Origin of the sequence: Pseudoalteromonas sp. 1CM17D (assembly GCF_023161805.1) — a bacterium.
Lineage (GTDB): Bacteria > Pseudomonadota > Gammaproteobacteria > Enterobacterales > Alteromonadaceae > Pseudoalteromonas > Pseudoalteromonas atlantica.
This window is the reverse complement of sequence record NZ_JALNTP010000001.1, coordinates 621,140-644,402: the sequence shown is the minus strand read 5'-3', so window position 1 is coordinate 644,402 and position 23,263 is coordinate 621,140. Positions and strand designations below refer to the sequence as shown.

At 39.9% G+C, this 23,263-nt stretch carries 20 protein-coding genes; 13 read left to right on the top strand and 7 right to left on the bottom strand.

From position 1 onward, the window contains the following. Positions 1-39: 39 nt before the first annotated feature. The 4 genes from secD to MSC25_RS02865 all read left to right on the top strand — a co-directional run bounded on the left by secD (position 40) and on the right by MSC25_RS02865 (position 4,088). A complete protein-coding gene (secD, locus tag MSC25_RS02880) occupies positions 40-1,878 on the top strand; it encodes a protein translocase subunit SecD (protein ID WP_248442507.1) in 1,839 nt (612 codons plus the stop codon). Then, positions 1,871-2,803 (top strand): protein translocase subunit SecF, encoded by a 933-nt coding sequence (gene secF / locus MSC25_RS02875; protein WP_248442505.1) that lies wholly within the window; start codon positions 1,871-1,873, stop codon positions 2,801-2,803. The genes secD and secF overlap by 8 nt, the downstream gene beginning before the upstream one ends. A gap of 116 nt (positions 2,804-2,919) precedes the next feature. Beyond that, entirely contained in the window at positions 2,920-3,396 is a 477-nt protein-coding gene (locus tag MSC25_RS02870) for a GreA/GreB family elongation factor (protein ID WP_024034053.1), read from the top strand. A gap of 197 nt (positions 3,397-3,593) precedes the next feature. Further along, entirely contained in the window at positions 3,594-4,088 is a 495-nt protein-coding gene (locus MSC25_RS02865) for a transposase (RefSeq protein WP_004587815.1), read from the top strand. A 164-nt stretch (positions 4,089-4,252) separates the two neighbouring features. On the opposite strand, the gene MSC25_RS02860 is transcribed toward MSC25_RS02865, so the two are convergent. Then, entirely contained in the window at positions 4,253-4,591 is a 339-nt protein-coding gene (locus MSC25_RS02860) for a zinc ribbon domain-containing protein YjdM (protein WP_096041827.1), read from the bottom strand. A gap of 305 nt (positions 4,592-4,896) precedes the next feature. On the opposite strand from MSC25_RS02860, the gene MSC25_RS02855 reads away from it, so the two are divergent. From MSC25_RS02855 to MSC25_RS02845, 3 genes are read left to right on the top strand one after another with little or no spacing between them, the layout of a single operon-like run. Continuing rightward, complete coding sequence (locus MSC25_RS02855; protein WP_248442504.1) at positions 4,897-6,291, top strand: RimK family protein; 1,395 nt, start codon at positions 4,897-4,899, stop codon at positions 6,289-6,291. Positions 6,292-6,294: 3 nt separating this feature from the next. Continuing rightward, entirely contained in the window at positions 6,295-7,404 is a 1,110-nt protein-coding gene (locus MSC25_RS02850; RefSeq protein WP_248442503.1) for a GNAT family N-acetyltransferase/peptidase C39 family protein, read from the top strand. A 16-nt stretch (positions 7,405-7,420) separates the two neighbouring features. Then, a complete protein-coding gene (locus tag MSC25_RS02845; protein ID WP_029774420.1) occupies positions 7,421-7,933 on the top strand; it encodes an MgtC/SapB family protein in 513 nt (170 codons plus the stop codon). Positions 7,934-7,977: 44 nt separating this feature from the next. On the opposite strand, the gene MSC25_RS02840 is transcribed toward MSC25_RS02845, so the two are convergent. Beyond that, positions 7,978-9,204 carry an EAL domain-containing protein gene (locus MSC25_RS02840; RefSeq protein ID WP_248442502.1) on the bottom strand — a complete coding sequence of 409 codons (1,227 nt, stop codon included), beginning with the start codon at positions 9,202-9,204 and terminating at the stop codon, positions 7,978-7,980. A gap of 75 nt (positions 9,205-9,279) precedes the next feature. After that, positions 9,280-10,290, bottom strand: coding sequence for a helix-turn-helix domain-containing protein (locus tag MSC25_RS02835; RefSeq protein ID WP_248442501.1), 1,011 nt, complete (start codon positions 10,288-10,290; stop codon positions 9,280-9,282). Between the two features lie 124 nt (positions 10,291-10,414). Here MSC25_RS02835 and MSC25_RS02830 point away from each other — a divergent pair, with 124 nt between their 5' ends. The 3 genes from MSC25_RS02830 to MSC25_RS02820 all read left to right on the top strand — a co-directional run bounded on the left by MSC25_RS02830 (position 10,415) and on the right by MSC25_RS02820 (position 16,129). Continuing rightward, positions 10,415-12,322, top strand: a complete 1,908-nt coding sequence (locus MSC25_RS02830; RefSeq protein WP_064385486.1) for a beta-ketoacyl synthase — start codon at positions 10,415-10,417, stop codon at positions 12,320-12,322. A 582-nt stretch (positions 12,323-12,904) separates the two neighbouring features. After that, positions 12,905-14,713, top strand: a complete 1,809-nt coding sequence (locus MSC25_RS02825) for a DNRLRE domain-containing protein (RefSeq protein WP_248442499.1) — start codon at positions 12,905-12,907, stop codon at positions 14,711-14,713. Between the two features lie 390 nt (positions 14,714-15,103). After that, entirely contained in the window at positions 15,104-16,129 is a 1,026-nt protein-coding gene (locus MSC25_RS02820) for an energy transducer TonB (RefSeq protein WP_121637411.1), read from the top strand. A gap of 62 nt (positions 16,130-16,191) precedes the next feature. Here MSC25_RS02820 and MSC25_RS02815 read toward each other — a convergent pair whose 3' ends face one another. Further along, on the bottom strand, positions 16,192-17,376 hold the full coding sequence (locus tag MSC25_RS02815) for an acyltransferase family protein (RefSeq protein ID WP_248442637.1): 1,185 nt from the start codon (positions 17,374-17,376) through the stop codon (positions 16,192-16,194). Between the two features lie 169 nt (positions 17,377-17,545). Beyond that, a complete protein-coding gene (locus tag MSC25_RS02810; RefSeq protein WP_004587826.1) occupies positions 17,546-17,962 on the bottom strand; it encodes an MgtC/SapB family protein in 417 nt (138 codons plus the stop codon). 228 nt (positions 17,963-18,190) lie between these two features. Here MSC25_RS02810 and MSC25_RS02805 point away from each other — a divergent pair, with 228 nt between their 5' ends. Then, on the top strand, positions 18,191-19,684 hold the full coding sequence (locus tag MSC25_RS02805) for a BCCT family transporter (protein WP_248442497.1): 1,494 nt from the start codon (positions 18,191-18,193) through the stop codon (positions 19,682-19,684). A 158-nt stretch (positions 19,685-19,842) separates the two neighbouring features. Continuing rightward, positions 19,843-20,217, top strand: coding sequence for a hypothetical protein (locus MSC25_RS02800; RefSeq protein WP_248442495.1), 375 nt, complete (start codon positions 19,843-19,845; stop codon positions 20,215-20,217). Here the strand turns inward: MSC25_RS02800 and fghA are convergent. Together fghA and MSC25_RS02790 are read right to left on the bottom strand one after the other, a co-directional pair. Beyond that, positions 20,171-21,013, bottom strand: a complete 843-nt coding sequence (gene fghA, locus MSC25_RS02795; RefSeq protein ID WP_055253436.1) for an S-formylglutathione hydrolase — start codon at positions 21,011-21,013, stop codon at positions 20,171-20,173. The two genes, MSC25_RS02800 and fghA, sit on opposite strands and share 47 nt — an antisense overlap. A 68-nt stretch (positions 21,014-21,081) precedes the next feature. Next, a complete protein-coding gene (locus MSC25_RS02790; protein WP_004587830.1) occupies positions 21,082-22,203 on the bottom strand; it encodes an S-(hydroxymethyl)glutathione dehydrogenase/class III alcohol dehydrogenase in 1,122 nt (373 codons plus the stop codon). A gap of 131 nt (positions 22,204-22,334) precedes the next feature. On the opposite strand from MSC25_RS02790, the gene MSC25_RS02785 reads away from it, so the two are divergent. Continuing rightward, on the top strand, positions 22,335-23,204 hold the full coding sequence (locus tag MSC25_RS02785; RefSeq protein ID WP_029774426.1) for a LysR family transcriptional regulator: 870 nt from the start codon (positions 22,335-22,337) through the stop codon (positions 23,202-23,204). The last annotated feature ends 59 nt before the right edge of the window (positions 23,205-23,263 follow it).

Below are 23,263 nucleotides of genomic sequence, written 5' to 3'. Positions count from 1 at the left end.
TAAAAAGTACGTTACCGGTTCTGGTAATAAGGAAACACCATGTTAAGTGTAAAAAAAGATCACAAGCCGTTTATGGCTAAATTTAAATTAAGCTATATAGCCATGCTTATTGTGCTGGTTTTATTAGCCATTAGCGCATTACCCAACTTATACCCTAATAAATCGTGGTTACATGTAAGCAATGCACCTCATAGCGAAACACAAGCTGTGCCAAGTACTAATGCATTAGTTACTTTTTTAAATAACCAAGGCTTAAAAGTTGAGCAAGGGCTAAATAATCAAACATCTATAAATATTTTGTTAAACGAGCCAACTAAAAGCGCACAAGCCCAAGCGGCTATAAAGGCGCAGTATCCAAACACGCAAGTTAAAATTGTAGAACATGCAACGAGCCCACTTTGGCTGCAAGAGTTTGGTTTATCACCAATAAAATTGGGACTAGATTTAAACGGCGGTGTGTTATTTGTACTCGACGTAGATTTAGATAAAGCAATTGATGAGCAATTAGTCAGTGCGTATCAACAAGCAAAATCAATTATTATTAAGCAAAAAGCGTACGGCCTTAAAGTGCTGCAAATAGGGCACGGCTTTGAAATAAATGCACACCCAAATGGAGCGAAAAAGCTTACACCGGTAATCAATGAGCTACAAAGTCGCTTTGCTAATTTAGCAGTTTCAACAACCAGTAATGGTGATATTAAAAATGCAAAATTCACCTATTCAGAGCAAGGGCGAAGCAACTTTGATAAAGAAGTAATGAGCCAAACGCTTACAACGCTTCGCTCACGTATAGAAGAATTAGGCATTACCGAAGCCGTCACTCAGCGCCAAGGTAAAAACCGTATACGCATAGAGCTGCCAGGCGTGCAAGACCCAACAGAGGCAAAGCGCATCATAGGTGCAACTGCATCACTTGGGTTTTATCAGTTAAAAGAAATCGGTGGGCAAACATTTGATATGCAATCTGGTGGGACCATCAAACTTGATCCTGTGCCAATTTTTACCGGTGAGCATATTAATAATGCCACTATAGGGCGCGACGATTGGGGTAAACCCCTTGTGCAACTTAGCCTTGATGGACAAGGCGGCGATGCGATGTCGTCGTTTTCAAAAGCGAATATTGGTAAGCCTATGGCCACGGTTTACTCTGAGTACTCTCAAAACGCTAAAGGTGAAACCGTTAAAAAAAGCGAAGTTATAAATGTGGCGAATATTGCGCAGCATTTAAGTTCACGTTTTAGTATTACCAATATGAAAAGCCAACAAGCAGCGGCCGACCTAGCACTATTATTACGCGCAGGCTCGCTAACTGCACCGGTTACTATTGTGCACGAGCAAACAATTGGCCCAAGCCTAGGTCAAGAAAATATAACTAACGGCTTGGCCGCATTGATGCTGGGCATGGGTATTACACTTGCCTTTATGGCGATGTGGTATCGCCGCTTAGGACTTATTGCAAACGTAGCGCTATTATTAAATTTAACGTCGCTTGTGGGGCTAATGTCGTTATTACCAGGGGTTGTGTTAACACTTCCGGGTATTGCCGGGCTGGTACTCACCATTGGTATGGCGGTAGATACCAACGTTATTATATTTGAGCGAATAAAAGAAGAGCGTAGAAAAGGCCGCTCTGCTTATCAAGCTATTCAAGAAGGTTACAAGCAAGCCGCTAACACCATATTTGATGCCAATATAACCACCATGATCACCGCGCTTATTTTATATGGAATAGGTTACGGCCCGGTTAAAGGTTTTGCCATAACATTGGCACTTGGCTTAATAACCTCGGTATTTACTGGTGTGTACGTATCAAAAGTACTAAGCCAAACGGTATATTTAAAAATGGCTAAAAAAGCAGGAGTAAATGCACATGCTTAACACTTTTTTAAAGGGCGAGGCGGGTACACGTCTGCGTTTTTCGGGCATGCTTTTGAGCGCCATACTTGTACTGCTATCGGTATTTACGCTTAGTCAAAAAGGGCTTAATTTTGGGCTCGACTTTACCGGTGGTTACCTAACAGAATTTACCACCAGCCAAGGTGTTGAGCTAAAACAACTTGAGCAATTTATTACTAAAAATCACAATGGCGAGTTTGAACTAACCGCACAAGGTAATAATCACTTTCAACTACGCGAAGCGCCCAGCGGTTCAACAGCAAATAGTAGTGATTGGCAAAGTGCCATTACACAAAATGCAGACATTAACGCCGAGGTTTTATCATCAGCGTATATTGGCTCGCAAGTGGGTGATGAACTGTTTGAACAAGGTTGTTTAGCGCTATTTTCAGCCATGGTTGCAGTAATGCTTTATTTAGCGGTGCGGTTTGAATGGCGTTTAGCCGTAGGCTCTGTAGTTGCGTTAGTGCATGATTTATTACTGGTACTGGGGCTATTTTCGCTATTAAGTATTGAGTTTAATTTAACCGTACTTGCCAGTTTGCTGGCCATTATAGGTTACTCACTTAACGACTCTATAATAGTGGGTGATAGAGTACGCGAGCTTTTACGTGTTAAATCTAATAATGCGCTTAGCCCCGCAAGTATTATTAACAACGCCATAAAAAGTACCTTAACGCGCACGCTTATTACATCGGGTACCACACTTGCTACAGTTGCAAGTGTTTGGCTCCTCGCGGGTGCGCCATTACAAGGCTTTGCCATCGCGCTATTTACCGGCATTGTAGTAGGTACGTTCTCATCTATTTGTATTGCCGCCACGTTACCTGAGCTTTTAGGGTTAAGTGCTAAAAATTACGAAGAAAAACAAGATGCAGAAACGCAAGCGTTGCTCGATATGCCCTAGCAATAAATACTTTTAAAATCAGCATTAAAATACAGGCGCTTAAAATAATGGTTTTAAGCGCCTTATAACGGTAAAATTAATTACATAGTTTACCGTATTGGTTATTAGCGCCTTTCATGAATAAATCCCACGTAATAGAACACCTTAAATTTGCACTCGAAGCACAATTAAACAGTGCAAAACAAGCAGCAAAAGCCGCGCACGACGCCGCCACTCACGAAGAAAGCGTTGCAGAAACGCAGTACGATACCCTAGGGCTCGAAGCCGCTTATTTAGCACAAGGCCAAGCCGAGCGTGTAAACGATTGCTACAAAAGCATTAAACAGTTTGAAGCCATTTTTAAAGAGCCCACTCACAATAAAGTGATTATAAGCTCACTCGTTTGCCTAGAAGATGAAAACGCCCTACAAAAATGGTTTTATTTAGGCCCAGCCGCAGGCGGCTTAACCGTTGAAGTAAAAGGACTAACTATTCAAGTTGTTACACCCGAAGCACCATTAGGTAAACAACTTTTAGGCAAACAACTTGATGATGAAGTAAGCCTAACCATTGCAGGCAAAAACCATGAATATGATGTGGTAGAAATTTTATAAAACATTGGTTTTTATGTAGGTCGGATAAGCGAAGCGCCATCCGACAAAACCATATCAATACAATAAACGCTTATACTTATAAATTAATTGTCGGATGGCATGGCTTCGCCATTTATCCGACCTACGTCAATGTTGTATATATCCTAAATTTGCGCTTTATTTGTCTAATGCGTAACAAATAATACAATGGATATGCAATGCAATATCGTCGTAATTATGTAAAAGGTGGGACGTACTTTTTTACAGTTAATTTGCTCGATAGGAATAAATCGTTGTTGGTTGAGCATATCGATTTATTAAGAGAGTCTATCCGTTTTGTTAAATCTCAAAGGCCATTTTATATAGATGCATGGGTTGTGCTGCCCGATCACCTTCATGCAGTTTTAACTTTACCAGATGATGATGTGGATTATTCGAGTCGCTGGCGAGAAATTAAAAAGCGATTTTCAAAATCACTCCCAAAGACAGAGTTTTTAACTCAAACACGGAAACGTAAAAATGAACGTGGAATTTGGCAGCGCCGTTTTTGGGAACATACTATTAGGGATGATAATGATTATTGGCATCATGTTAACTATGTTCATTTTAATCCGTTAAAACATGGCCTAGTTAGTCAAGTAGCTGATTGGCCTTATTCAAGTTTTCATAGAGCCGTGAAACAAGGCATTTATGCAAATAATTGGTGCGGATAAAAAATATAAATATTTCGTAGGTCGGATAAGCGAAGCGCCATCCGACAAAGCTATAGCTTCATAATACACTTTAATTTTGTACAAAAGTTTTTGTTAAATGAAATAATTTCGGCCTTTATTACGCGTCGGATGGCATGGCTTCGCCATTTATCCGACCTATCCAACTAGTTAGCCTTTTTCACAAACTTCGCTGTTACCATCATTTCGCCAATGCCGTCTACTTTACAATCTAGCTCGTGATCTTTTTTATCAAGCACACGTCTAACGACTGCTTTTGTGCCAATTTTAATGACTTGTGAGCTGCCTTTAATTTTTAAATCTTTGGCTACGGTTACTTTATCGCCATCAGTAAGTAAGGTGCCGTTGGCATCTTTAACTGAAATTGCGTCTTCATCGTTTGTACTGTTTGGGTTCCATTCGTAGGCGCATTCAGGGCATATAAGCAGTTGTTGGTCTTCGTAAACATATTCAGATTGGCATTGTGGGCAGGTAGGATGTGACATTTATAACGCTCATAAAATATTAATTTTGCGTATTTTAATCTGCATTAATAGGAAAATATAGTTAATCAATATTTTTTATCTTCACGCTAAAAATATCTCGTTTGTGTGGTTTTTAAAAAGGGCATATAAAGCAGATGTCGCTTAAGCAATTTAAGCGCTAACACTTACAGTAGGTATTTGTTAAAGCACCCATCGTATTAAGTGATACGCGCAATGCCCACTTAGTACGATGGGTGTTTCTATTTATAGTGCTGAGTATTTTATTAGGCATGCTTTTTATATTTCTGACTTAACTAGGAAAAGTCGTGTTTAAAACCTTAATAGTGGTTGATAACAACGAGCAAACACTTGCTCAATCGTTCGAAAATGTAATTACGTTTAATAGTTACTTACGTGATTACCCAAAACATAATGAACCTAAAACCCGCATTATTAATTTATGCGACTCAAGCCAATACTTAAGTAAGGGTTACTATTGCTCATTGCTTGCAGAGGCCCGTAAACATCAGGTGTTACCCAGTGTTAAAACAATAAACGCGCTTCGAAGCGGTCAAGCTCCTATGTTAAATGTTGGGCAAATTGATGGCGAAATTTACTTTGGTAATGCCTTAAACGAGCTACAAAGCAAAGCGGCTAAATCGGTATTTAAGCAATACCCAGCGCCTATTTTATATGTAGATGAGCAAGGCTTGTTACAGCAAGGTTCGCTTAGCACTTTAAGCGATGAGCAATATAGCAATTTTGTAGAAAAACTAAATACGTTTACTCAAACCCAATGGCACATTGGTACTGTGCAGCGCCGTTTTAGATGGGATATGGCAATCCTTGTTGATCATAACGAAAAAGTACCACCGAGCGATAAAGACGCCATAGCTCGCTTTATAAAAGCAGCGGCTAAGCATGGTATTAATGCTCAAGCATTAAGCTTTGAAGAAATAGACAACATTGCCCAGTTTGATGCGTTATTTATTCGCCAAACTACAGCGATTGACCACCCAACGTATCGCCTTGCAAGTAAAGCGCAAAGCCTTGGTTTAGTGGTTATTGACGACGCTGAGTCTATTTTACGTTGTTGTAATAAAGTGTATTTACACGATGCGTTTAATTATCAAAAAGTGCCCAGTTTAAAAACGGTGGTAGTGGCTGATCAATCAGCGCAAACGCTTGAGCAATTAGAAGAGGCGTTTACCTATCCGCTGGTTTTAAAAATGCCTGAAGGGTCGTTTTCTAAAGGGGTGTTTAAAGTTGCAAACCGCAGTGAGCTTGAAGCTAAATTAACCGAGCTGTTTGAATATAGCGCATTGGTACTTGCACAAGAATACATGTACACAGAATACGATTGGCGAGTGGGTGTATTAAATGGCCGCGCTATTTATGCGTGTCGCTACTTGATGGCGCGCAACCATTGGCAAATTTATAATCATGATGCTAAACGGTTTTTCTCTGGTGGCTTTGAAACGTTACCTACCTTTGAGTTACCGAAAGCCGTGTTAGATGCCGCTTTAAAAGCATGTAAAACTGTGGGCAAAGGCTTATATGGCGTAGATGTTAAAGAACATCAAGGCAAAGCATATGTGCTTGAAGTAAATGACAACCCAAGTATTGATCACAAAGTAGAAGACGGCTATTTAGGCGACGAGCTATACATGATCATTATGGATGAATTTAAACAACGCTTAGAAGCGCGAGGCCGTGGCTAATACATGAGTAACCTTGTTATTCGAAAGGCAATTAGCAGTGATTTAATCGCACTAATAGACCTTGAAAATGCGTGCTTTAATAACGATAAATTGAGCCCGCGTAGCTTAAAGCGCTGGTTAAATGCTAAGCACGGTATATTGCTCGTTGCAGATAACGGCGAGCAAGTATGCGGCTATGGGCTGGTGTGGTGCCATAAAGGCACACGTTTAGCGCGTTTATATTCGCTTGCTGTACTACCCACAATGCAAGGTAAAGGCATTGCCAAAATGCTATTAGCTGCGCTTGAAAAACAAACCAGCGAGCGTGGGCGACTTTACTTACGTTTAGAAGTGGCGGTAAATAACGAAAGTGCGATAGGGCTTTATAAAAGTTTGGGCTACAGAGTATTTGGTCAATACAGCGATTATTATGACGATCACAGTGATGCGCTGCGAATGCAAAAAAATATTCGCCAAACGCATGAGCTAAAAGTAGCGCGGTTAACGCCGTGGTACCAACAAACTACCGAGTTTACCTGTGGGCCTGCTGCGCTATTAATGGCAATGGGGGCACTTAAGCCAACAACTAAGCTTAGCCAATCACATGAGCTGGCTCTTTGGCGCGAAGGCACCACCATTTTTATGACATCGGGCCACGGTGGTTGCCATCCGTTTGGTTTAGCGTTGGCGGCTAATAAACGCGGCTTTAAAAGCGAGGTAATGGTAAATACCACAGAGCCTTTGTTTTTAGATGGCGTACGCAATGAAAACAAAAAAGTGGTGCTTTCAACAGTACACCAACAATTTGTAGAGGGTATAGCGCAGGCAAATATACCGCTTAGCTATAAAGATGTAGAGCTTGAGCATATTGAACAGTGGTTAAGCCAAGGCTTTAGTGTGCTGTTACTAATTAGCACATACAGTTTTGATGGTAAAAAATCACCTCATTGGGTGTGCGTTACCCACCTTGATGAGCACTGCGTGTATGTTCATGACCCGTTTTGCGAGCCAGGAAGCGACAAACAACTCGCTATAGATTGCCAGTACGTACCTATAGCGCGCAGTGATTTTAGTAAAATGTCAGCATTTGGTAGCCAACGTTTAAGAACCGCGGTGGCCATTGCTAATAATTAATAGGTTTTCGTTAAGAGTGACTTTTTTAGATTTAATTGATGTAGCGCCTTATTCGTGGGCAGCCATTGGCACCGCCGCTTTTTGCGGTGCCATAATTGGCTTAGAACGGCAATTGCGCGGTAAACCTGTGGGTATTCGTACCTCTGCACTCATAACGCTGGGCACGTATTTGTTTTTATCAACCGCGTTTAACTTACAAGGCGATGTGATTGATCATTCGCGTGTAGTGGGGCAAATAATTACAGGCATTGGCTTTTTAGGTGCAGGGGTCATGCTTGCAAAAGACGGCGCTGTAGTAGGGGTGACATCTGCTGCAACCATTTGGGTGCTTGCCTCAATTGGCGTAATGATAGCCACCGACAATTTAGGTGCTGCCATTAAACTTTCGGTGCTGGTGGTTGGTATTTTATACGGTGTAGATGTACTGGAGGCAAAATTTAAAAGCCTAAGCAAAGGCGTGCACACTAAAGTAAAAAATTATCAAAAACGTTACTACCGAAAAGACTTTAACGACCCAGAAAGCCACTGATTTAACGCCACTAATTTAGTGGCGTTATTATATGAGTGTATTAGCTAAAGCGTGACTGCTTGGTACTCGATTGCCTCGTTAATAGGCGCAGGGCGACCAATAAAGTAGCCTTGGACGTTATCTACTTTTAGCTGCCTCAATGTGAGAAGCTCTTCTTTATTTTCGATACCTTCAGCTACAATCGTACAATTAATTGCTTTTGCAAAACCACATAATGCTTTTGCGAGTAAAAACTTTCTTTGGTCGTTATTTATATTTTCAGTCAGGCTTATATCAAGTTTTATAATATCGGCTTCTAACTCCAATATGTGCTGAAAAGACGAAAACCCAGCGCCTACATCGTCAATAGCTAATTTTACGCCTTTATTTCTCAATGGCTCAAGTGCCGCGCGCATAGCTTGGTAATCTAAAATAGGCGAGTGCTCTGTGACTTCTAATATAATGCGGGTGCAATCAACATTTTGTAATACATTATTAATTGAGCCCGATAATATATGTGCAGGGGATGTATTTATAGTCACGTAGGCATGTGGAGCAAGTTCATCCATACAATGCAGGGTGTTTTGTATAGCAAGAATTTCTAGGGCTTCACCTAGCCCTAAGTTGTCGGCATCTTTAAACCATACATCGGGGGTTTTGTAAGGTTGAGTAAAAAAGCGTGAAAGCGATTCATAACCCGATAGCCGATTCGTCGCTAGGTTAAAAATGGGCTGAAAATAAATAGTGATGGCATTTGTTTTTATAATATTTTCTATGAGTATTTTTGTCTCATTACTTATGATCTCTGATTGTGATCTTTGTTCAATGAGCTCGGTAGCAAGCTCTGAAATTAGTTTTAAAAAAGCCAGATCTCTATCATTTAAGTTGTCATCAAATGTGGTTTTATAACAGCAAAAGGTACCATACGTTTTGCCTGATGCTAAAACAATCGGTACACCTATGTAAGCGCCTATATTTAATTTTTTGGTGACCGGCATAGCCTTAGTAATAGGGTGTTTATGTGTGTTAGGAATTATTGGTTCAAGGTCGTTGTCTGAAATTTTTTTGCAGTAAGTCTCACAAATAGGATCTGAATTACCTACTGATACGCAGTGGTTATCGGTATGATTATCGACCACCTTAAAAACCCGATCTGTTTGTGTAAATTCTGATATAAACGCCACATCCATTTTAAGATGTTTGCGAACAAGCGAAAGTAACCTTAATAACTTTTCGTCCACTGAGCCATTATTTTGTTGTTCAAAAAGGTGCTGTTTTATTTCATCGCTCATACAATAACCTAGCTAGGATTTTAGCTAATAGTGTAATTTATATAAGGAAAAAAGCCACTTAATTGCAGCTTTGTATTAGCCAAATAATTTTCTTCGTACTACTTTTCTGTACTCGCTTGGCGTTTGGCTAAGCACTTTTTTAAACACGCGGGTTAAATGACCTTGGTCGTTATAGCCGACCTCAAGTGCCACCTCTTGAATCGTTAAATTAGATGAAGCTAATAACTCTTTAGCGCCTTCTACCCGTAATTGTTGCCAATACTCTATAGGGCTTTGATTAGTCGCAAGCTTAAAGCGGCGGGTAAATGTACGATAACTCAAACTAAATTGGGCGGCTACTTCTTGTAAGTTTAACTCGCTGGCTAAATTAGTTTTAAGCCAAAACTGAATTTGCGCTATGAGTTCATCTGGATGGCGGTCAACTGCGCCTTCAAGATAGCGCTGATCTTCGTATGGTTTACGTACTTCGTGCGAAAAGTTACGCTCTACATGTTGCGCAGCGGCTTTGCCATAGTATTGGCTAATAATATGAACGATCACATCGGCAAGGGCATTTAAGCTTGCCACCGTATACATGCGCTCAGATTGGGTGATAAAAAAGTCGGGCTTTAAGCGCACTAATGGGTAGTCGTTGCTAAATTGTTTAGCGTAATGCCAATGGGTTGTTGCAGGGTGCCCATCCAGTAAGCCCGCTTCTGCAACTAGGCAATTACCCGTGCCTACACCAATTATATGACTGCCGGTTTCAAAGCTTTCTTGTAGCCATTCAACTACTTCTTTATTAGTACGTACGACCGGACGAGGGTTTCGCCATATACCGGGCACAATAATTAAGTCGTTGTAGGGCGCGTTGTGTGTGGTGCAGTCGGGAACTATGGCAAGCCCAGTACGGTTTTGTATTGGCTCATTATTTTTAGCAATCAAATTTATACTAAGCGGTCTAAAGTCCGTGTTGCTTAAATGGCCTTTTGCATAAGCCTCACCGGCTCTTAGCATTTCAATAGGCAGTGTTAAACTGGTAATAAGTAAATGCGGGTACACTGCTATGGCAATATTTAACGCTGGGTTTACTGATTTTTTATGCATGTGAATGCTCCGACCAGTACTTTTTGGCCTTTAATGCTGAATATTTGGCTATTAAAGCACAAAGTGTTGTGGTTAATCCAATTAAACTGTTTGCTTCTCCTATAACACGTTTTAAAGGTTAATTATGACAGCATTACCCGTAATAGTAGGCATGGGTGGTATTAACGCCGCGGGCCGTACTTCTTTTCATCAAGGTTACCGCCGTATCGTGTTAGACGCATTAAACGCACAAGCTCGTAGTGAAACATTTTTAGGCCTCGCCACATTAATGAACTTAGTACGCGTTGTTGATGGTCAATTACAAGACACAAACGGTAATAATGTTGAGCAAAGCGACATAGAAGCACGCTTTGGTGAGCAAATTATTGCTGGCACACTTATTCGTAAAATTGAAAAAGAGCACTTTGATGCAGATGCCACGCCTTGGCAGCAAAAGATGACGTTAAAGTCCTCTGATGAAAACGCAATTGTGTTTGAAACGCGCGCACGCGATTTACCAACCCCAGTGCCTGCCAGTTGGAAAGTTCAAGAGCTTGAAGGCAAAAAAGTAAAAGTGACTATAGCGGCAGAGCTAGATGTAAAATTAGATTCTACCCGTGATAACCCAATTAAATCGGCAGGTCAGTTTCCTACCGGGTTTGATCCATCAATAATGTATAACAGCCGTTACCAGCCACGTGGTTTGCAAGCCACTATATTTGCAGCAAACGATGCTATTAAGTCAACTGGTCTTGATTGGCAACGCATAATGAATAGCGTAGAGCCAGATAAAATTGGTACTTATTCAGCCTCGGTTATTGGCCAAATGGACGACAAAGGATTAGGCGGTTTAGTTAAAGCACGCCAGCAGGGCGATCGTGTTAGTACAAAGCAATTAGCACTTGGCCTAAACACTATGTCGACTGATTTTATAAACGCCTACGTTACAGGTAATGTAGGTACTACGTTTTCTACCTCGGGTGCATGTGCCACATTTTTATATAACCTACGCGCTGCAGTAAACGATATTCAAGCAGGGCGCACCCGTGTTGCGGTGGTAGCAAGTGTTGAATGCGCTATTACGCCTGAAGTAGTAGAAGGCTTTGGTAATATGAGCGCCCTTGCCAATGTTGAAGGTCTGCGCCGTTTAGATAATTTAAGCAGTGAACAAGAGCCTAATTACCGTAAAAGCAGCCGCCCATTCGGTGAAAACTGTGGCTTTACATTAGGTGAAGGCGCACAAGTGGCCATTTTAATGGACGATGCGTTAGCACTTGAACTAGGTGCAGACATTATGGGCTCAGTGCCTGATGTATTTGTAAATGCCGATGGCATTAAAAAATCAATCACTTCACCGGGCCCTGGTAACTACATTACAATGGCCAAATCTGCAGCGCTTGCAACAAGCTTATTAGGTAAAGAGGCGCTACAAAAACGCAGCTTTATTTTAGCGCATGGTTCTAGTACGCCGCAAAATAGAGTAACAGAGTCACTTATTTATCATAAAGTGGCACAAACGTTTGCCATTGATAGCTGGAAAGTGACGGCGCCAAAAGCTTATGTAGGGCATACAATTGCCCCCGCCAGTGGCGATCAGCTCGCTATTGCGCTGGGTGTATTTAGTCATAATATTATGCCGGGTATTACTACCATAGATAAAGTTGCCGACGATGTTTATGCTGATCACTTAGATATACGTAACAGTCATTATGATTGTGGCGATATGGACATAGCCTTTATAAACTCAAAAGGTTTTGGAGGTAATAACGCCACTGCTACTGTACTTAGCGCTAAAGTAACACTACAAATGCTTGCTAAGCGTCATGGTGAAAAAGCGATGAGTGATTACGCTGATAAAAACACATCCGTTGTTGCTGCGCAAAATACCTATAAAGCGCAAGCTGACCTTGGTAAGTACGAATTAGTATATCGTTTTGGTGATGGCGCCATTGACGATAACGATATTGTAATTGGCGAAGACGGAATAGAGCTTCCCGGTTTTGATAAAGCAATTTCGTTTAATACAACCAACTCCTATCAAGATATGTTTTAAGCACACATACTTGAATCCAAAGGCGCTGTTTAAGGCGCCTTTTTTTCATCTTTTCAATCAGCTAAACCTACGGCGTGTTTTGTAATTAAAATATACTGCTTTGAAGTTTTATCTAGATGTTGACGATGATTATTGTAAATAATAGCGAATCACGCTGGTTTAGTTTTTTCTACTTACTAACAGATGTGATCATTTATATGAGCTTAAGAGGTGCTTTATAGCTCATAACTGTTAAAGCCACGATTAGATTGATGAATAAATAGTAAGTATATTTTTGCGGTAAAAACACACTTTAATAAAAATTTAATTATATTTTTAACTCTATGATATCAAGTTTAAAAAAGATAAAGCTAATAACTTATAACTAGTATAAAACAATAAAAATAGTTGAAAAATACTAGTGATGTTCCATACTATTTTTAATAGATAAGCCATATCAAAACTACTCCTACAATTAAATAATTACTAATTTGGCTATGAACTTTATTTACCACCCTTTGAAATTTAACGTACGCCTGAACAGTTAAGGATTAATTTCTGCTTAGGTAAATATTCAAATTATTAATTAGTTTAGGAATAGCAATGAAATTAACCTTAATAATTCGTCGGATAAAAGGTAAGTTTTTACTTAGCTTTTATATTTTGTTGGTTTTACCGCACATTAGTATTGCTGCAACCGTTTTATTTGATGATTACCCTCAAAATGGCACCTCTTTGTGGTCTACTTCATCCAGTGAATCAAGCTTAACGCAGATAGGTGAACCAGTAGCTGATGGCGATCAAGCAATCGTAATGTCAGCCCATCATTGGACCCAATCTGGTTTGCGCATTGCACAAGTACCGCCATATGAAGATACTATCCTCGAAGCAAAAATATACCGAAAGTCAGGTAGTAAAGGGACCCTTATGTTTCGTAGGGGGAAAAACTCTTTAAAGATAAATCTAGATGATTCTAATAGCGAGTTTTGGACCATTAATGGCGAGCCAGGGCATAATGACTACTTAGATGACACATGGCATACAGTTCAAATATACCTTAAGCACTTTAACTTAAACGAAGGAGAGAATGTACTCGCAGTAGGTGTTCAGGGCCCTTATGGCACAGGTATATTTTATATGGATTCAGTCTACTTTAAAGAGAATAAATCGATTGTAACTACTAACCCTCCGGCGCCAGGGAATTGGGTACTTACTTTTGAAGATGACTTTAACCAAAACACCCTCAACCCTGATAAGTGGAAAGTTGGCAAGCAATACTTAGGTATGAGTGGCATTGCTGCTAATGCAGGGAGTGAAAATATTAGTGTTGAAAACGGTATGCTGATGTTCAAAGCCGAGCGAGAACTCTTTAGTCAAGGAGATAAAACGCATCATTATAAAGGGGCTGAGATCAGTACTTTTGGCCAGTTTAGACAGCAATATGGATACTTCGAAGCCAAGATTAAGTATGACTCAATACACGGTACTTGGCCTGCTTTTTGGCTGTTAGCTGATAAAGGGATTTATGGGAGTGATACTTACAGGCGCCAAGCTTTATTAAAATTTAGTCTTGATGACATATCAGATACGGTTGACTCAGCACTTCTAAAGCTTAAGGTCTCTAAAGCAACAAATAAAAGCAGTGTTGCAGTACATAAAACACTTTCGAGTGATTGGTCTCAGAGTACAGTAACGTGGGATACAAAGCCGAAGATTGACCCCATTTGGTTTACTCACCGTTATGGTGCTTCATCTGGTGATATTATTGAGGTTGATGTTACTGATTATATTCAAAAGCAGAAAAATGCGGAAAGTGCTGCCAGCTTTGCCTTAGTCGATAACTATATGAGAAAACAGCTCTTAGAAATATTCAGTAATGAGGCAGAAAACTCAGCTGATAGGCCTGTACTTGTTGTTAATGACACAAATATAGAAATAACTGATGATGCAACAGTTCGTGGTGGTGAGTATGCTAAAAAAAACTATGGCGAGGAGCCCGTTTTATTGGTTAAAGATGTGTGGGGCGATACATCAACCACTTTTGGTAGGGGTATGGAGTTCGATATTATGGAGTATTTAGGCGTGTGGGGCAGCGGTGTCAGTTGGGCTGCTCTACATTGGGATGGATACGGTAGTAAACATGCATCAGTAGAGTCAGATAAACTTTACCTTAATGAAACAGAAGATGACTTTCATCTATTTGGTATGCATTGGGCCCCTAATTACGTTGGAATGTATATCGATGGTGAAAAAGTATGGGAACATGAAAGCGAGCGGATTGGCAGCTTACCCTCATATGTGATCTTATCATTACAAGTCGGTGGATGGGACGGTAATACTCGTAATATTGATGATGATTTTGTGGCCACAATGCTTGTTGATTATGTCAAAGTATGGAAAAACCAAGAGTAAAATTAGTATTAAAATTTAGGGTAACCGGCTACATAAAAATGAATACTGATTTAAACTATTTACTTAGCGACGTGTAGCAAAGGCGCTGTTTAAGGCGCCTTTTTTATGCCTGTGTCTTTTATAAAACCCATAATAATACCAATCCGTAATACTCAATCATTTTGCGTGGCTAAACATGTCGCTACCTGCGTTAAAATTCTCAATTAGAATAATTAAATAGCGAATTTTTTACCTAGCTACAAACACGTTCTCCAACCTTAAAATAGATCACTTAATAAAGCGGATTGGTATAAAGTTGATTAAAAAATGACGTGTTTTTTATGGATTAACTTGCATTTATGGAGTACCTTTGTTTTTATAATAGAAACATAATCTAGGATGGATATATCGATGAAAAAACTTTTACTAGCACTTTCTCTCGCTTCAACCTTTACTCACTTATCAGTATCAGCAGATGATTTTGTAGCTGCTGAAATTATTAATAAAAATTACGACCAGCTTACTAATACTTCGCCGCGTGCATCAAGGTTAGAAGGGATTAATTTAAGTAGCTACGTGGTTGATGAAAACGGCCAAGTGAGTGATATCGAAATTGTGGCTTCGCTTGGTCAAAAAAAATATCAACGAGAAGTTCTCGATTATGTTTCTAAGCTTAATTATAAAAGTGCACAGATAAATGGCAGTGCCGTGCCTACGGCGAAAACTATTACGGTAAGCTCGCAAAATGTACATGCTAGTTTTTCGAACGATCAGGCATCCCCGGCGTTTTTTGACGATTATGAGAAAGCCAGCCAGCTTATTGATGATAAAAAGTACGATGAAGCTAAAACGTATATTACTGAGCTTGAAAACGAACACACTAAAAACACAGTCGAAATAGTTTTATTGGCTTGGCTTAAAAGCCAACATAGCTACTTTGTGCAAGATTGGAAAAGCTTTGATAAGTCAATTTATGAAGCCTTTTTGTTTAGAGATAACTTACCGGATCAAATAAAAAAACGTGTTATTAAAAATGCCTTACAGTGGTTTATTTCAAAACAAGACTACGTACGTGCTTACGATGCAATTGATGCATTAGGCGATATTGAATCAATAACGTTTAGCGAGGAAAATAGAGCGCAATTACTTGCACAAGTGAATGACATTTATAAAAATTCTGGCGCTATAAATCAGCAAATAACGCTTGAGTCTGAAAAAGCGGTTTTACCTTTACTTTCTAAAGGTACGGTTGAACTTAGCGCGAGTAAACCGTTATCTAAAGTACAACTTCGCTGTGAAAACAAAGTCGTTAATTATAATACCAACGAGATTGATAAAATATTAATTTCAAAAAATGATATTCGTTGTGGGCTATTAATTAAAAGTGCACAGGCGCAAACGGTTACTTTAAAACAAACTGGTGAAAGCTTTTTATAAAAAGTATTTTATTGGTAATAAACACTTAAATAAAAACCCCACATTATTATGTGGGGTTTTTGTTATATATACTTAGCAATTAGAGTGTGCTTATTATTGCGCTTCCAGCCTAAATAGCGTTTTGCAAGTAAAGTGGTTAAGCCTATAACCACAGCTATAAATACCAAAGTTGCGCCATAACTCATACCGTAACCCGGTGGAAGGCCTACTAATGTGTCGCCGTAAGTCATATCGCTAAAACTAAGCCCTAAAACAGGAATAAGCAACCAAGCGACAGCGTGCAATAAATACAAATGCGCAAGGTATGAGAACATACTGGTTTTACCAAGCACTTGTAAAAAGTTACGAGAAAAGTCGGCTTTAACATGGCTTAAAAGTTTAAGCGCAATTAGCCCAAGGCCCACGGTTAGCAACATAAATTGTAATGACAGTGGGTATTTAGTCGGATTTAAAAACGACATAACAGTAGTAATAGTATTGGTATGAATAGTAAATACTGAAGTGTCGCCGTATAAATTAAAACCGCGCAGCACAGTGTATAAAGCAAGGCAGCTTGCACCTAATATAGCTGCATAATTCATCACCTGGGCTTTGTACTGGTGTTTTTTATAATATACTCCCGCGCAGTAAGCTAAAGCCATTAAACCTACAATGGGCGCAACTGGGTAAGTTGTTCTCATTTTTATGCCCAAAGGTAGTTCAAGTACATTTTTTTGATGTGCAATAGACCAAAGTGTATGCGCAAGCGTATTTGGCTCAAAGCTTACGCCATCAAATAGATTATGGCCAAACACCAACAATAAAGCACTTATTAGCACTGCATAAATGCCTAATAAACGTAATAAGCCTAATATGACAAATCCCCAGCCTATCGCCCAAATGACCTGTGCGTATAACATTGGAAAAGCGGGGTTAAAGCTCCATGACCACGAAACAATGGTAAATTCAAAAATGATTAGCACCAAACCACGGACAATTAAATTGTAAGAAAATGCCTTAGTTGAAGCGTATTTATGCTCGGTAACAGCTGCTGAAAGGCCTGCTAAAAAAACAAATAAAGGGGCGCAAAAGTGCGAAATAAAGCGGGTGAAAAAAGTAACAGGGCTGGTACCCGGAACCGCCATAGGATCGGTTACTGAGTAATTAAGACAATAATACATACCATGGTCAATCACCATAAATATAATGATAATGCCACGCAATAAATCAATATGATGTAACCGAGGGGCTGTAGAGTGAGACGACATCATTAAGCTCAAATACGTTGTATAAATTTGCCGATATTATATGTTATATAGTATCGTCATGCGAGCTTGAGCGCTTTTAAGCGCCTTCATTTATTACATTAATTTAGGTTGCAGTAGTTACTCACAATTTATCTTCTTTTTAGTAATTTCATAATGGTACACCTTAGCATTACTTAAACTTTTTAATGTACCTCAGTGTTATAAAATTAATGATAGCTAATAAAATAGCAATTTCGTAACGGCTGTAAGCAACCGCTATACCAATTAAACCCATATTCCATATGCTTGCTGCTGTTGCGGTACCCGATGTAGATTTATTATTTTTTAAAATTGCACCACCGCCAATAAAGCCTATGCCGGTAATAATCCCTTGTAGCATTTTAGATTGCGCTTCTGCACCTTCTAGCACTGACATAGCAATTACCGCATAGCCGCATGAGGCAACTGCCACAAGTGGAAAAGTCCTTAACCCTGCGCCATGGTGGCTTCGCTCCCTGTCGTAAGCCATAGGCAGTGCGAGTATGTAGGCAATGCCAAGGTGTACTAAATTATCGATGATTTCGTTCCACTGTAAATCAATTTCCATAATGGTCTCTATTGGTTAAGGGTGTAAACTAATAGCAACCTACAGGCCAGCTTATTTTATTGCTTAAAATCAATGTGTTAAATTTAAATGTGAGAGGCGTTAATTGATTAATTGGTAACATTTACATAGTTAATTTACGCTTTTACAGATAAACCCTGCCTATGCGTTTAAATAATTATGCAAAGTGCGTATTATTTTATTATTAAACATTAATAAACAGTATTTCACTTGCCTTTACATACAACCAAGCTTGAAAAAACAGCGTTATTACTTTGCCTTACTCTTTGTGCTATTGCATTTTTGGCGCCTCAATTACTTACTAATCATTTGCAACCGCTTATAAATAACGCTTTAAGTTTTTTAGGGGCGCCGTTTTTTTTGTTAGTAAATTTTTTATTACTTGCAGTCATCGTTATTGCCATAAGCCCGCTTGGTAGGCGAAAAGTAGGCGGTGACAATGCCCGTATTGAATTTGGCTTATTTGGCTGGCTTTCTATGCTTTTTGCCGCAGGGATGGGGTCGGGTTTAATTTTTTGGGGAGTTGCAGAGCCTGCGTTGAATGTAGTCAACTCTCCTTTAAAACATACACTTTACCCTGACAAAGTAAGTAGTGCTTTAGCGCTGACGTTGGTTAACTGGGGGGCGCATGCGTGGGCTCTTTATGCAGTATTTGGGCTTGTGTTAGGTGGCTTAACAAAAAACAGTCATTGCAGTGGTGATATTAGCGCACCGGTAATCAGTGCATTAAAAGGCGCAATAAATATAAAATACCAAAACAAGCTTACCTTTATTGTTAAATTAGTGGCCGTGCTCGCCATTTTTTTTGGTGTGGTTGGGACAATTGCAAACTCTACGTTATTGCTACGCAAGGGAATTGAAATAAACCTAGGGATAGAGTCCGCGCTTGTATCTGGTTTTATCATAATCAGCTTAATTGTATTGCTGTATACAATATCGGCCAAGCTTGGGCTTAAAAAAGGTATTCAAACGCTGAGTAAGTTTAATGTTTGGCTAGCTTTTTTACTTTTATTGTGGCTGCTTTTGTTAATGCCCATACAGCCTATAATGGCTATTGCCATTGAGGGCACAAGGGATTACCTACGGCTTATTTTTACAGGGACATGGCAATTACAAAGCCAACTTAATAACCCCGAGTGGGCAAATGGCTGGACCTACAATTATTATTTTTGGTGGTTAGCGTGGGGACCTTTTGTTGGCGTGTTTTTAGCTAAAATTAGCCAAGGCCGGCCAGTGTGGCAATATATATTGGGCGTAGTTTTGCTGCCTACGCTTGTGACTATTGTGTGGTTTAGTGTGTTTTCGGGCTCGGCTATCGCATGGGATAAAACCTACCATGCCGGTATTTTAGATGCCATTAAAGCCGACTATACCCAAGGGCTATTTATATTTTTTCAGCAGTTAGGCTGGCAAGGCGCCGTACTTATTTGGTCAAGCTTGTTACTGTTACTTATTTTTGTGGTTACCTCAGCCGATTCGGCGATATTAGTAATACGTGATTTAACAAATAGCAAAAAGGCAAAAGCATGGAGTATTTATGGTTGGTCACTCGCCCTTGGGCTTTGTGCTTTTATATTGCTGATACAAAATAATGAGCCACTAAACAGGACCATTGCTATTATTGGCGCTTTACCGTTTTTAGTTATTTTTATTTTACAGCTGGTGGGTTTTATAAAAGAGTGTATAAGTGAATTTAAGTATTAGGGCTTAAACCCATTTTATTAATAAAAGGATGACGCACTGTATTAAATTGTACGCTTAGGCCGTTCAAAATTAAGTATATAGAACAGGTATACATATTTTTACAATACTATTTTTAAAGATGTTTATAATTTAGGTAATGTTTTTGATCAGGATGAGTCATGAGAGCGCTAACTTTATGTTTATGTGTTATTTACCTAAGTGGCTGCACAGTCGCTGGTGTTATAATTGATGGGCAGGCACAGTCAAATGCACGCGCCAATAAATATAGTAATAGCCCAGCTCGCTCTGAGCCTTATAAAAATCCACTCGAACCTGTACCGAAAGACAAAAACGGGTTTAGTTTTACCGATATAGGGTTAAAAATAGATTCATTGCTGATCAATTTAGTAAAAGGTGAGGGCAATACGGTACAATTGTGTAGGCAAGTGAGTAAAGTATTGAAAGAGTGTGTAGAAGTAGATAAGTCTGATCTACACACTAATGAGATTACGCAGTTAAAAACTGACTATGAAATGATAAGTGTTGGTCAATAAAGCTGCTTATAAAAAAGTAACTATGATCGTAGCCAGCTTGCATTTCAATGCTAAGCGGGTAACCTTTATTCTTAGCAACAGCCGCTAAATTTTGTGGCTTAAGTTGCTCCTCTAAAAACCCATCGGCTTCGCCCTGCGTAACAAGCATAGGGAGAAAATCAGCCTGCTGCGCTTTTTTCATCAACTCGCACGAATCGTATTGAGCCCAGAGCTCTTTGTCAGTGCCTAAGTAACCCGTAAATGCTTTCACGCCCCATGGGCAGTCAATTGGGTTAACAATAGGGCTAAAGGCCGAAGCGCTAACAAACGCTTTAGGGTTTTTAAGTGCCACCATTAAAGCGCCGTGCCCGCCCATAGAGTGACCACTAATTGCTTTAGTACTGGTTACTGGGAAGTGTTGCTCAATAAGCATAGGTAGTTCATCAACTACATAGTCATACATATTAAAATGTGTATTGAACGGTGCTTGTGTTGCGTTTACGTAAAAGCCTGCGCCTTGGCCAAAGTCGTAGTTGTCGTCATCAGGGACATTATCACCACGAGGGCTTGTATCAGGCGCTACAATAGCAATACCTAGCTCAGCCGCCTTTTTAAATGCGCCGGCTTTTTGCATAAAGTTTTCGTCTGTACAGGTTAAACCCGATAGCCAATAAAGCACTGGCACTTTATTTGTTTCGCTTGCGCCAGGTGGTAAAAATACCGCAAAACGCATTGTGCAATGGGTACTTGTTGCAGTGTGGGTATATTGTTTGTGCCAACCACCTGCTACTTTTGTACTTGAGATATTTTCTAACATAAAAATCCTTAAAAGCCGCAAACAATTAAGTATTACGGCTTTTTAATACATAGGTTACCAATAACGTATTAGTAGTGAATTACTGTACGAATACTTTTACCTTCGTGCATTAAATCAAACGCATCGTTAATTTCTTCAAGGCTCATGGTATGCGTAATAAAGTCGTTAAGAGCAAATTCGCCTGCCATGTAACGCTCAACAATTTCAGGTAACTGTGAACGGCCTTTAACGCCACCAAATGCGCTACCGCGCCATACACGGCCAGTTACTAGTTGGAAAGGACGGGTTGAAATTTCTTGGCCAGCACCGGCTACACCAATAATTACCGACTCACCCCAACCTTTATGACAACACTCAAGTGCTGAGCGCATTACATCAACGTTACCAATACACTCAAACGAGTAATCAACACCGCCATCGGTCATATCAACAATCACTTCTTGAATTGGCTTGTCGAAGTCTTTAGGGTTTACTAAATCGGTTGCGCCAAGTTTTGTTGCAAGGTCAAATTTGCTGGTATTAATATCTACACCAATAATGCGACCCGCACCTGCCATTTTTGCACCAATAATGGCCGATAAACCAATGCCACCTAAGCCAAAAATAGCCACGGTATCGCCAGGTTTTACGTTTGCAGTGTTTGTTACCGCGCCCATACCTGTGGTTACGCCACAGCCTAATAAACAAATTTCTTCAAGCGACGCTTCTTTGTTTACTTTTGCGAGTGAAATTTCTGGAAGTACTGTGTACTCAGAAAAAGTAGACGTCCCCATGTAGTGATAAATTGGTTGGCCGTCTTTAAAAAAGCGTGTAGTGCCATCTGGCATTAGGCCTTTACCTTGTGTTTCGCGCACTGCTGAACACAGGTTAGTTTTGCCTGAAGTACACATTTTACATACGCCACATTCAGCGGTGTAAAGTGGAATAACGTGATCGCCTACTTCAACACTGGTTACGCCTTCGCCCACTGCATATACAACGCCTGCACCTTCATGGCCTAAAATTGCTGGGAAAATACCTTCAGGATCTTCACCTGATAAAGTAAATGCATCAGTGTGACAAACACCAGTAGCAGTAATTTTTACCATTACTTCGCCTTTTTTAGGCATCATTACATCAACTTCTTCTACGCTTAATGGTTGGTTTGGACCCCACGCAATAGCTGCTTTTGATTTTATAAATTCAGACATGTGTTTATCCTTTGTAGTGGTTTTAAATAACAATTGTAGCCCCAATTTGTTTGGGTGATGGCTCTATTGTATTTGTTTCTCAAATAATGATAATCTCTGATTTATTAAAACACTTTTACAGTATAGTAATAATGGCGCGTTGGGATGGCATAGACGAATTTATAGCAGTGGGAGAAGAGGGTAGTTTTACAGCAGCGGCTAATGTACTGGGGTTGTCGGTTGCCCATATAAGTCGCCATGTTACGGCGCTGGAGCAGCGTTTAAATACCCAGTTACTCACCCGTACAACCCGCAAAGTGGTATTAACCAAAGAAGGCGAAGCCTTTTTACATCAAACTAAGCAACTACAACACGCTATGGACGATGCCACGCAAAGCTTAGCAACGCAGCAAACAACGCCTAAAGGTAAAATTAAATTAACAGCACCGGTTATGTATGGTGAAACTTTTATTATGCCCATTGTGCACAATTTTATGCACGCTCATCCTGAGGTCGAAGTTATTGCTACGCTTTCTAACGAGCAAGAAAATTTACTCGAAGGTGGGTTTGATTTAGCTATTCGGTTAGGGCATTTAAAAGATTCAAGCCACAGAGCACGACGTTTAAGTGCTAGGCGCTTTATAATGTGTGCCTCCCCAGATTATTTATCCCGAGTAGGTGAGCCTCATACCCTAGGCGAGCTAAACCAACATCAATGTTTAATTGGTAACAGCAGTTACTGGCGAGTAAACGAAAACGGCCGCGATAAACACATTAAAATTGCAGGACGCTTGCGCTGTAATAGTGGTTGGGCATTAGTTGATGGTGCAAAAAAAGGCTTAGGAATAGTGCAGCTGCCAAATTATTACATTGAAAATGAGCTACGAACGGGCGAGCTTGTGCCAGTATTAACTTCTTATCAGCCAGATCAAGAAGGCGTGTGGGGAATTTACCCACCGCGTCAGTTTGTTGCCACTAACGTAAGAGTATTACTTGATTATTTAGTGGCTGGGCTTGAATAAAGCGCGCTTAAAATATAGCCAAGTATAAGATTTATAAATTATTTCTTACATTTATGGTC

Excerpts from the sequence above, each read along its gene's own strand:
- MSC25_RS02865 (WP_004587815.1), top strand. The coding sequence starts at position 3,594 with ATGCAATATCGTCGTAATTATGTAAAAGGTGGGACGTACTTTTTTACA.
- MSC25_RS02815 (WP_248442637.1), bottom strand. The coding sequence starts at position 17,376 with ATGTCGTCTCACTCTACAGCCCCTCGGTTACATCATATTGATTTATTG.
- MSC25_RS02790 (WP_004587830.1), bottom strand. The coding sequence starts at position 22,203 with ATGTCTGAATTTATAAAATCAAAAGCAGCTATTGCGTGGGGTCCAAAC.
- MSC25_RS02870 (WP_024034053.1), top strand. The coding sequence starts at position 2,920 with ATGAATAAATCCCACGTAATAGAACACCTTAAATTTGCACTCGAAGCA.
- MSC25_RS02825 (WP_248442499.1), top strand. The coding sequence starts at position 12,905 with ATGAAATTAACCTTAATAATTCGTCGGATAAAAGGTAAGTTTTTACTT.
- MSC25_RS02785 (WP_029774426.1), top strand. The coding sequence starts at position 22,335 with ATGGCGCGTTGGGATGGCATAGACGAATTTATAGCAGTGGGAGAAGAG.
- MSC25_RS02835 (WP_248442501.1), bottom strand. The coding sequence starts at position 10,290 with ATGCATAAAAAATCAGTAAACCCAGCGTTAAATATTGCCATAGCAGTG.
- secD (WP_248442507.1), top strand. The coding sequence starts at position 40 with ATGTTAAGTGTAAAAAAAGATCACAAGCCGTTTATGGCTAAATTTAAA.
- MSC25_RS02860 (WP_096041827.1), bottom strand. The coding sequence starts at position 4,591 with ATGTCACATCCTACCTGCCCACAATGCCAATCTGAATATGTTTACGAA.
- MSC25_RS02820 (WP_121637411.1), top strand. The coding sequence starts at position 15,104 with ATGAAAAAACTTTTACTAGCACTTTCTCTCGCTTCAACCTTTACTCAC.
- MSC25_RS02810 (WP_004587826.1), bottom strand. The coding sequence starts at position 17,962 with ATGGAAATTGATTTACAGTGGAACGAAATCATCGATAATTTAGTACAC.
- MSC25_RS02830 (WP_064385486.1), top strand. The coding sequence starts at position 10,415 with ATGACAGCATTACCCGTAATAGTAGGCATGGGTGGTATTAACGCCGCG.
- MSC25_RS02800 (WP_248442495.1), top strand. The coding sequence starts at position 19,843 with ATGAGAGCGCTAACTTTATGTTTATGTGTTATTTACCTAAGTGGCTGC.
- secF (WP_248442505.1), top strand. The coding sequence starts at position 1,871 with ATGCTTAACACTTTTTTAAAGGGCGAGGCGGGTACACGTCTGCGTTTT.
- fghA (WP_055253436.1), bottom strand. The coding sequence starts at position 21,013 with ATGTTAGAAAATATCTCAAGTACAAAAGTAGCAGGTGGTTGGCACAAA.
- MSC25_RS02850 (WP_248442503.1), top strand. The coding sequence starts at position 6,295 with ATGAGTAACCTTGTTATTCGAAAGGCAATTAGCAGTGATTTAATCGCA.
- MSC25_RS02840 (WP_248442502.1), bottom strand. The coding sequence starts at position 9,204 with ATGAGCGATGAAATAAAACAGCACCTTTTTGAACAACAAAATAATGGC.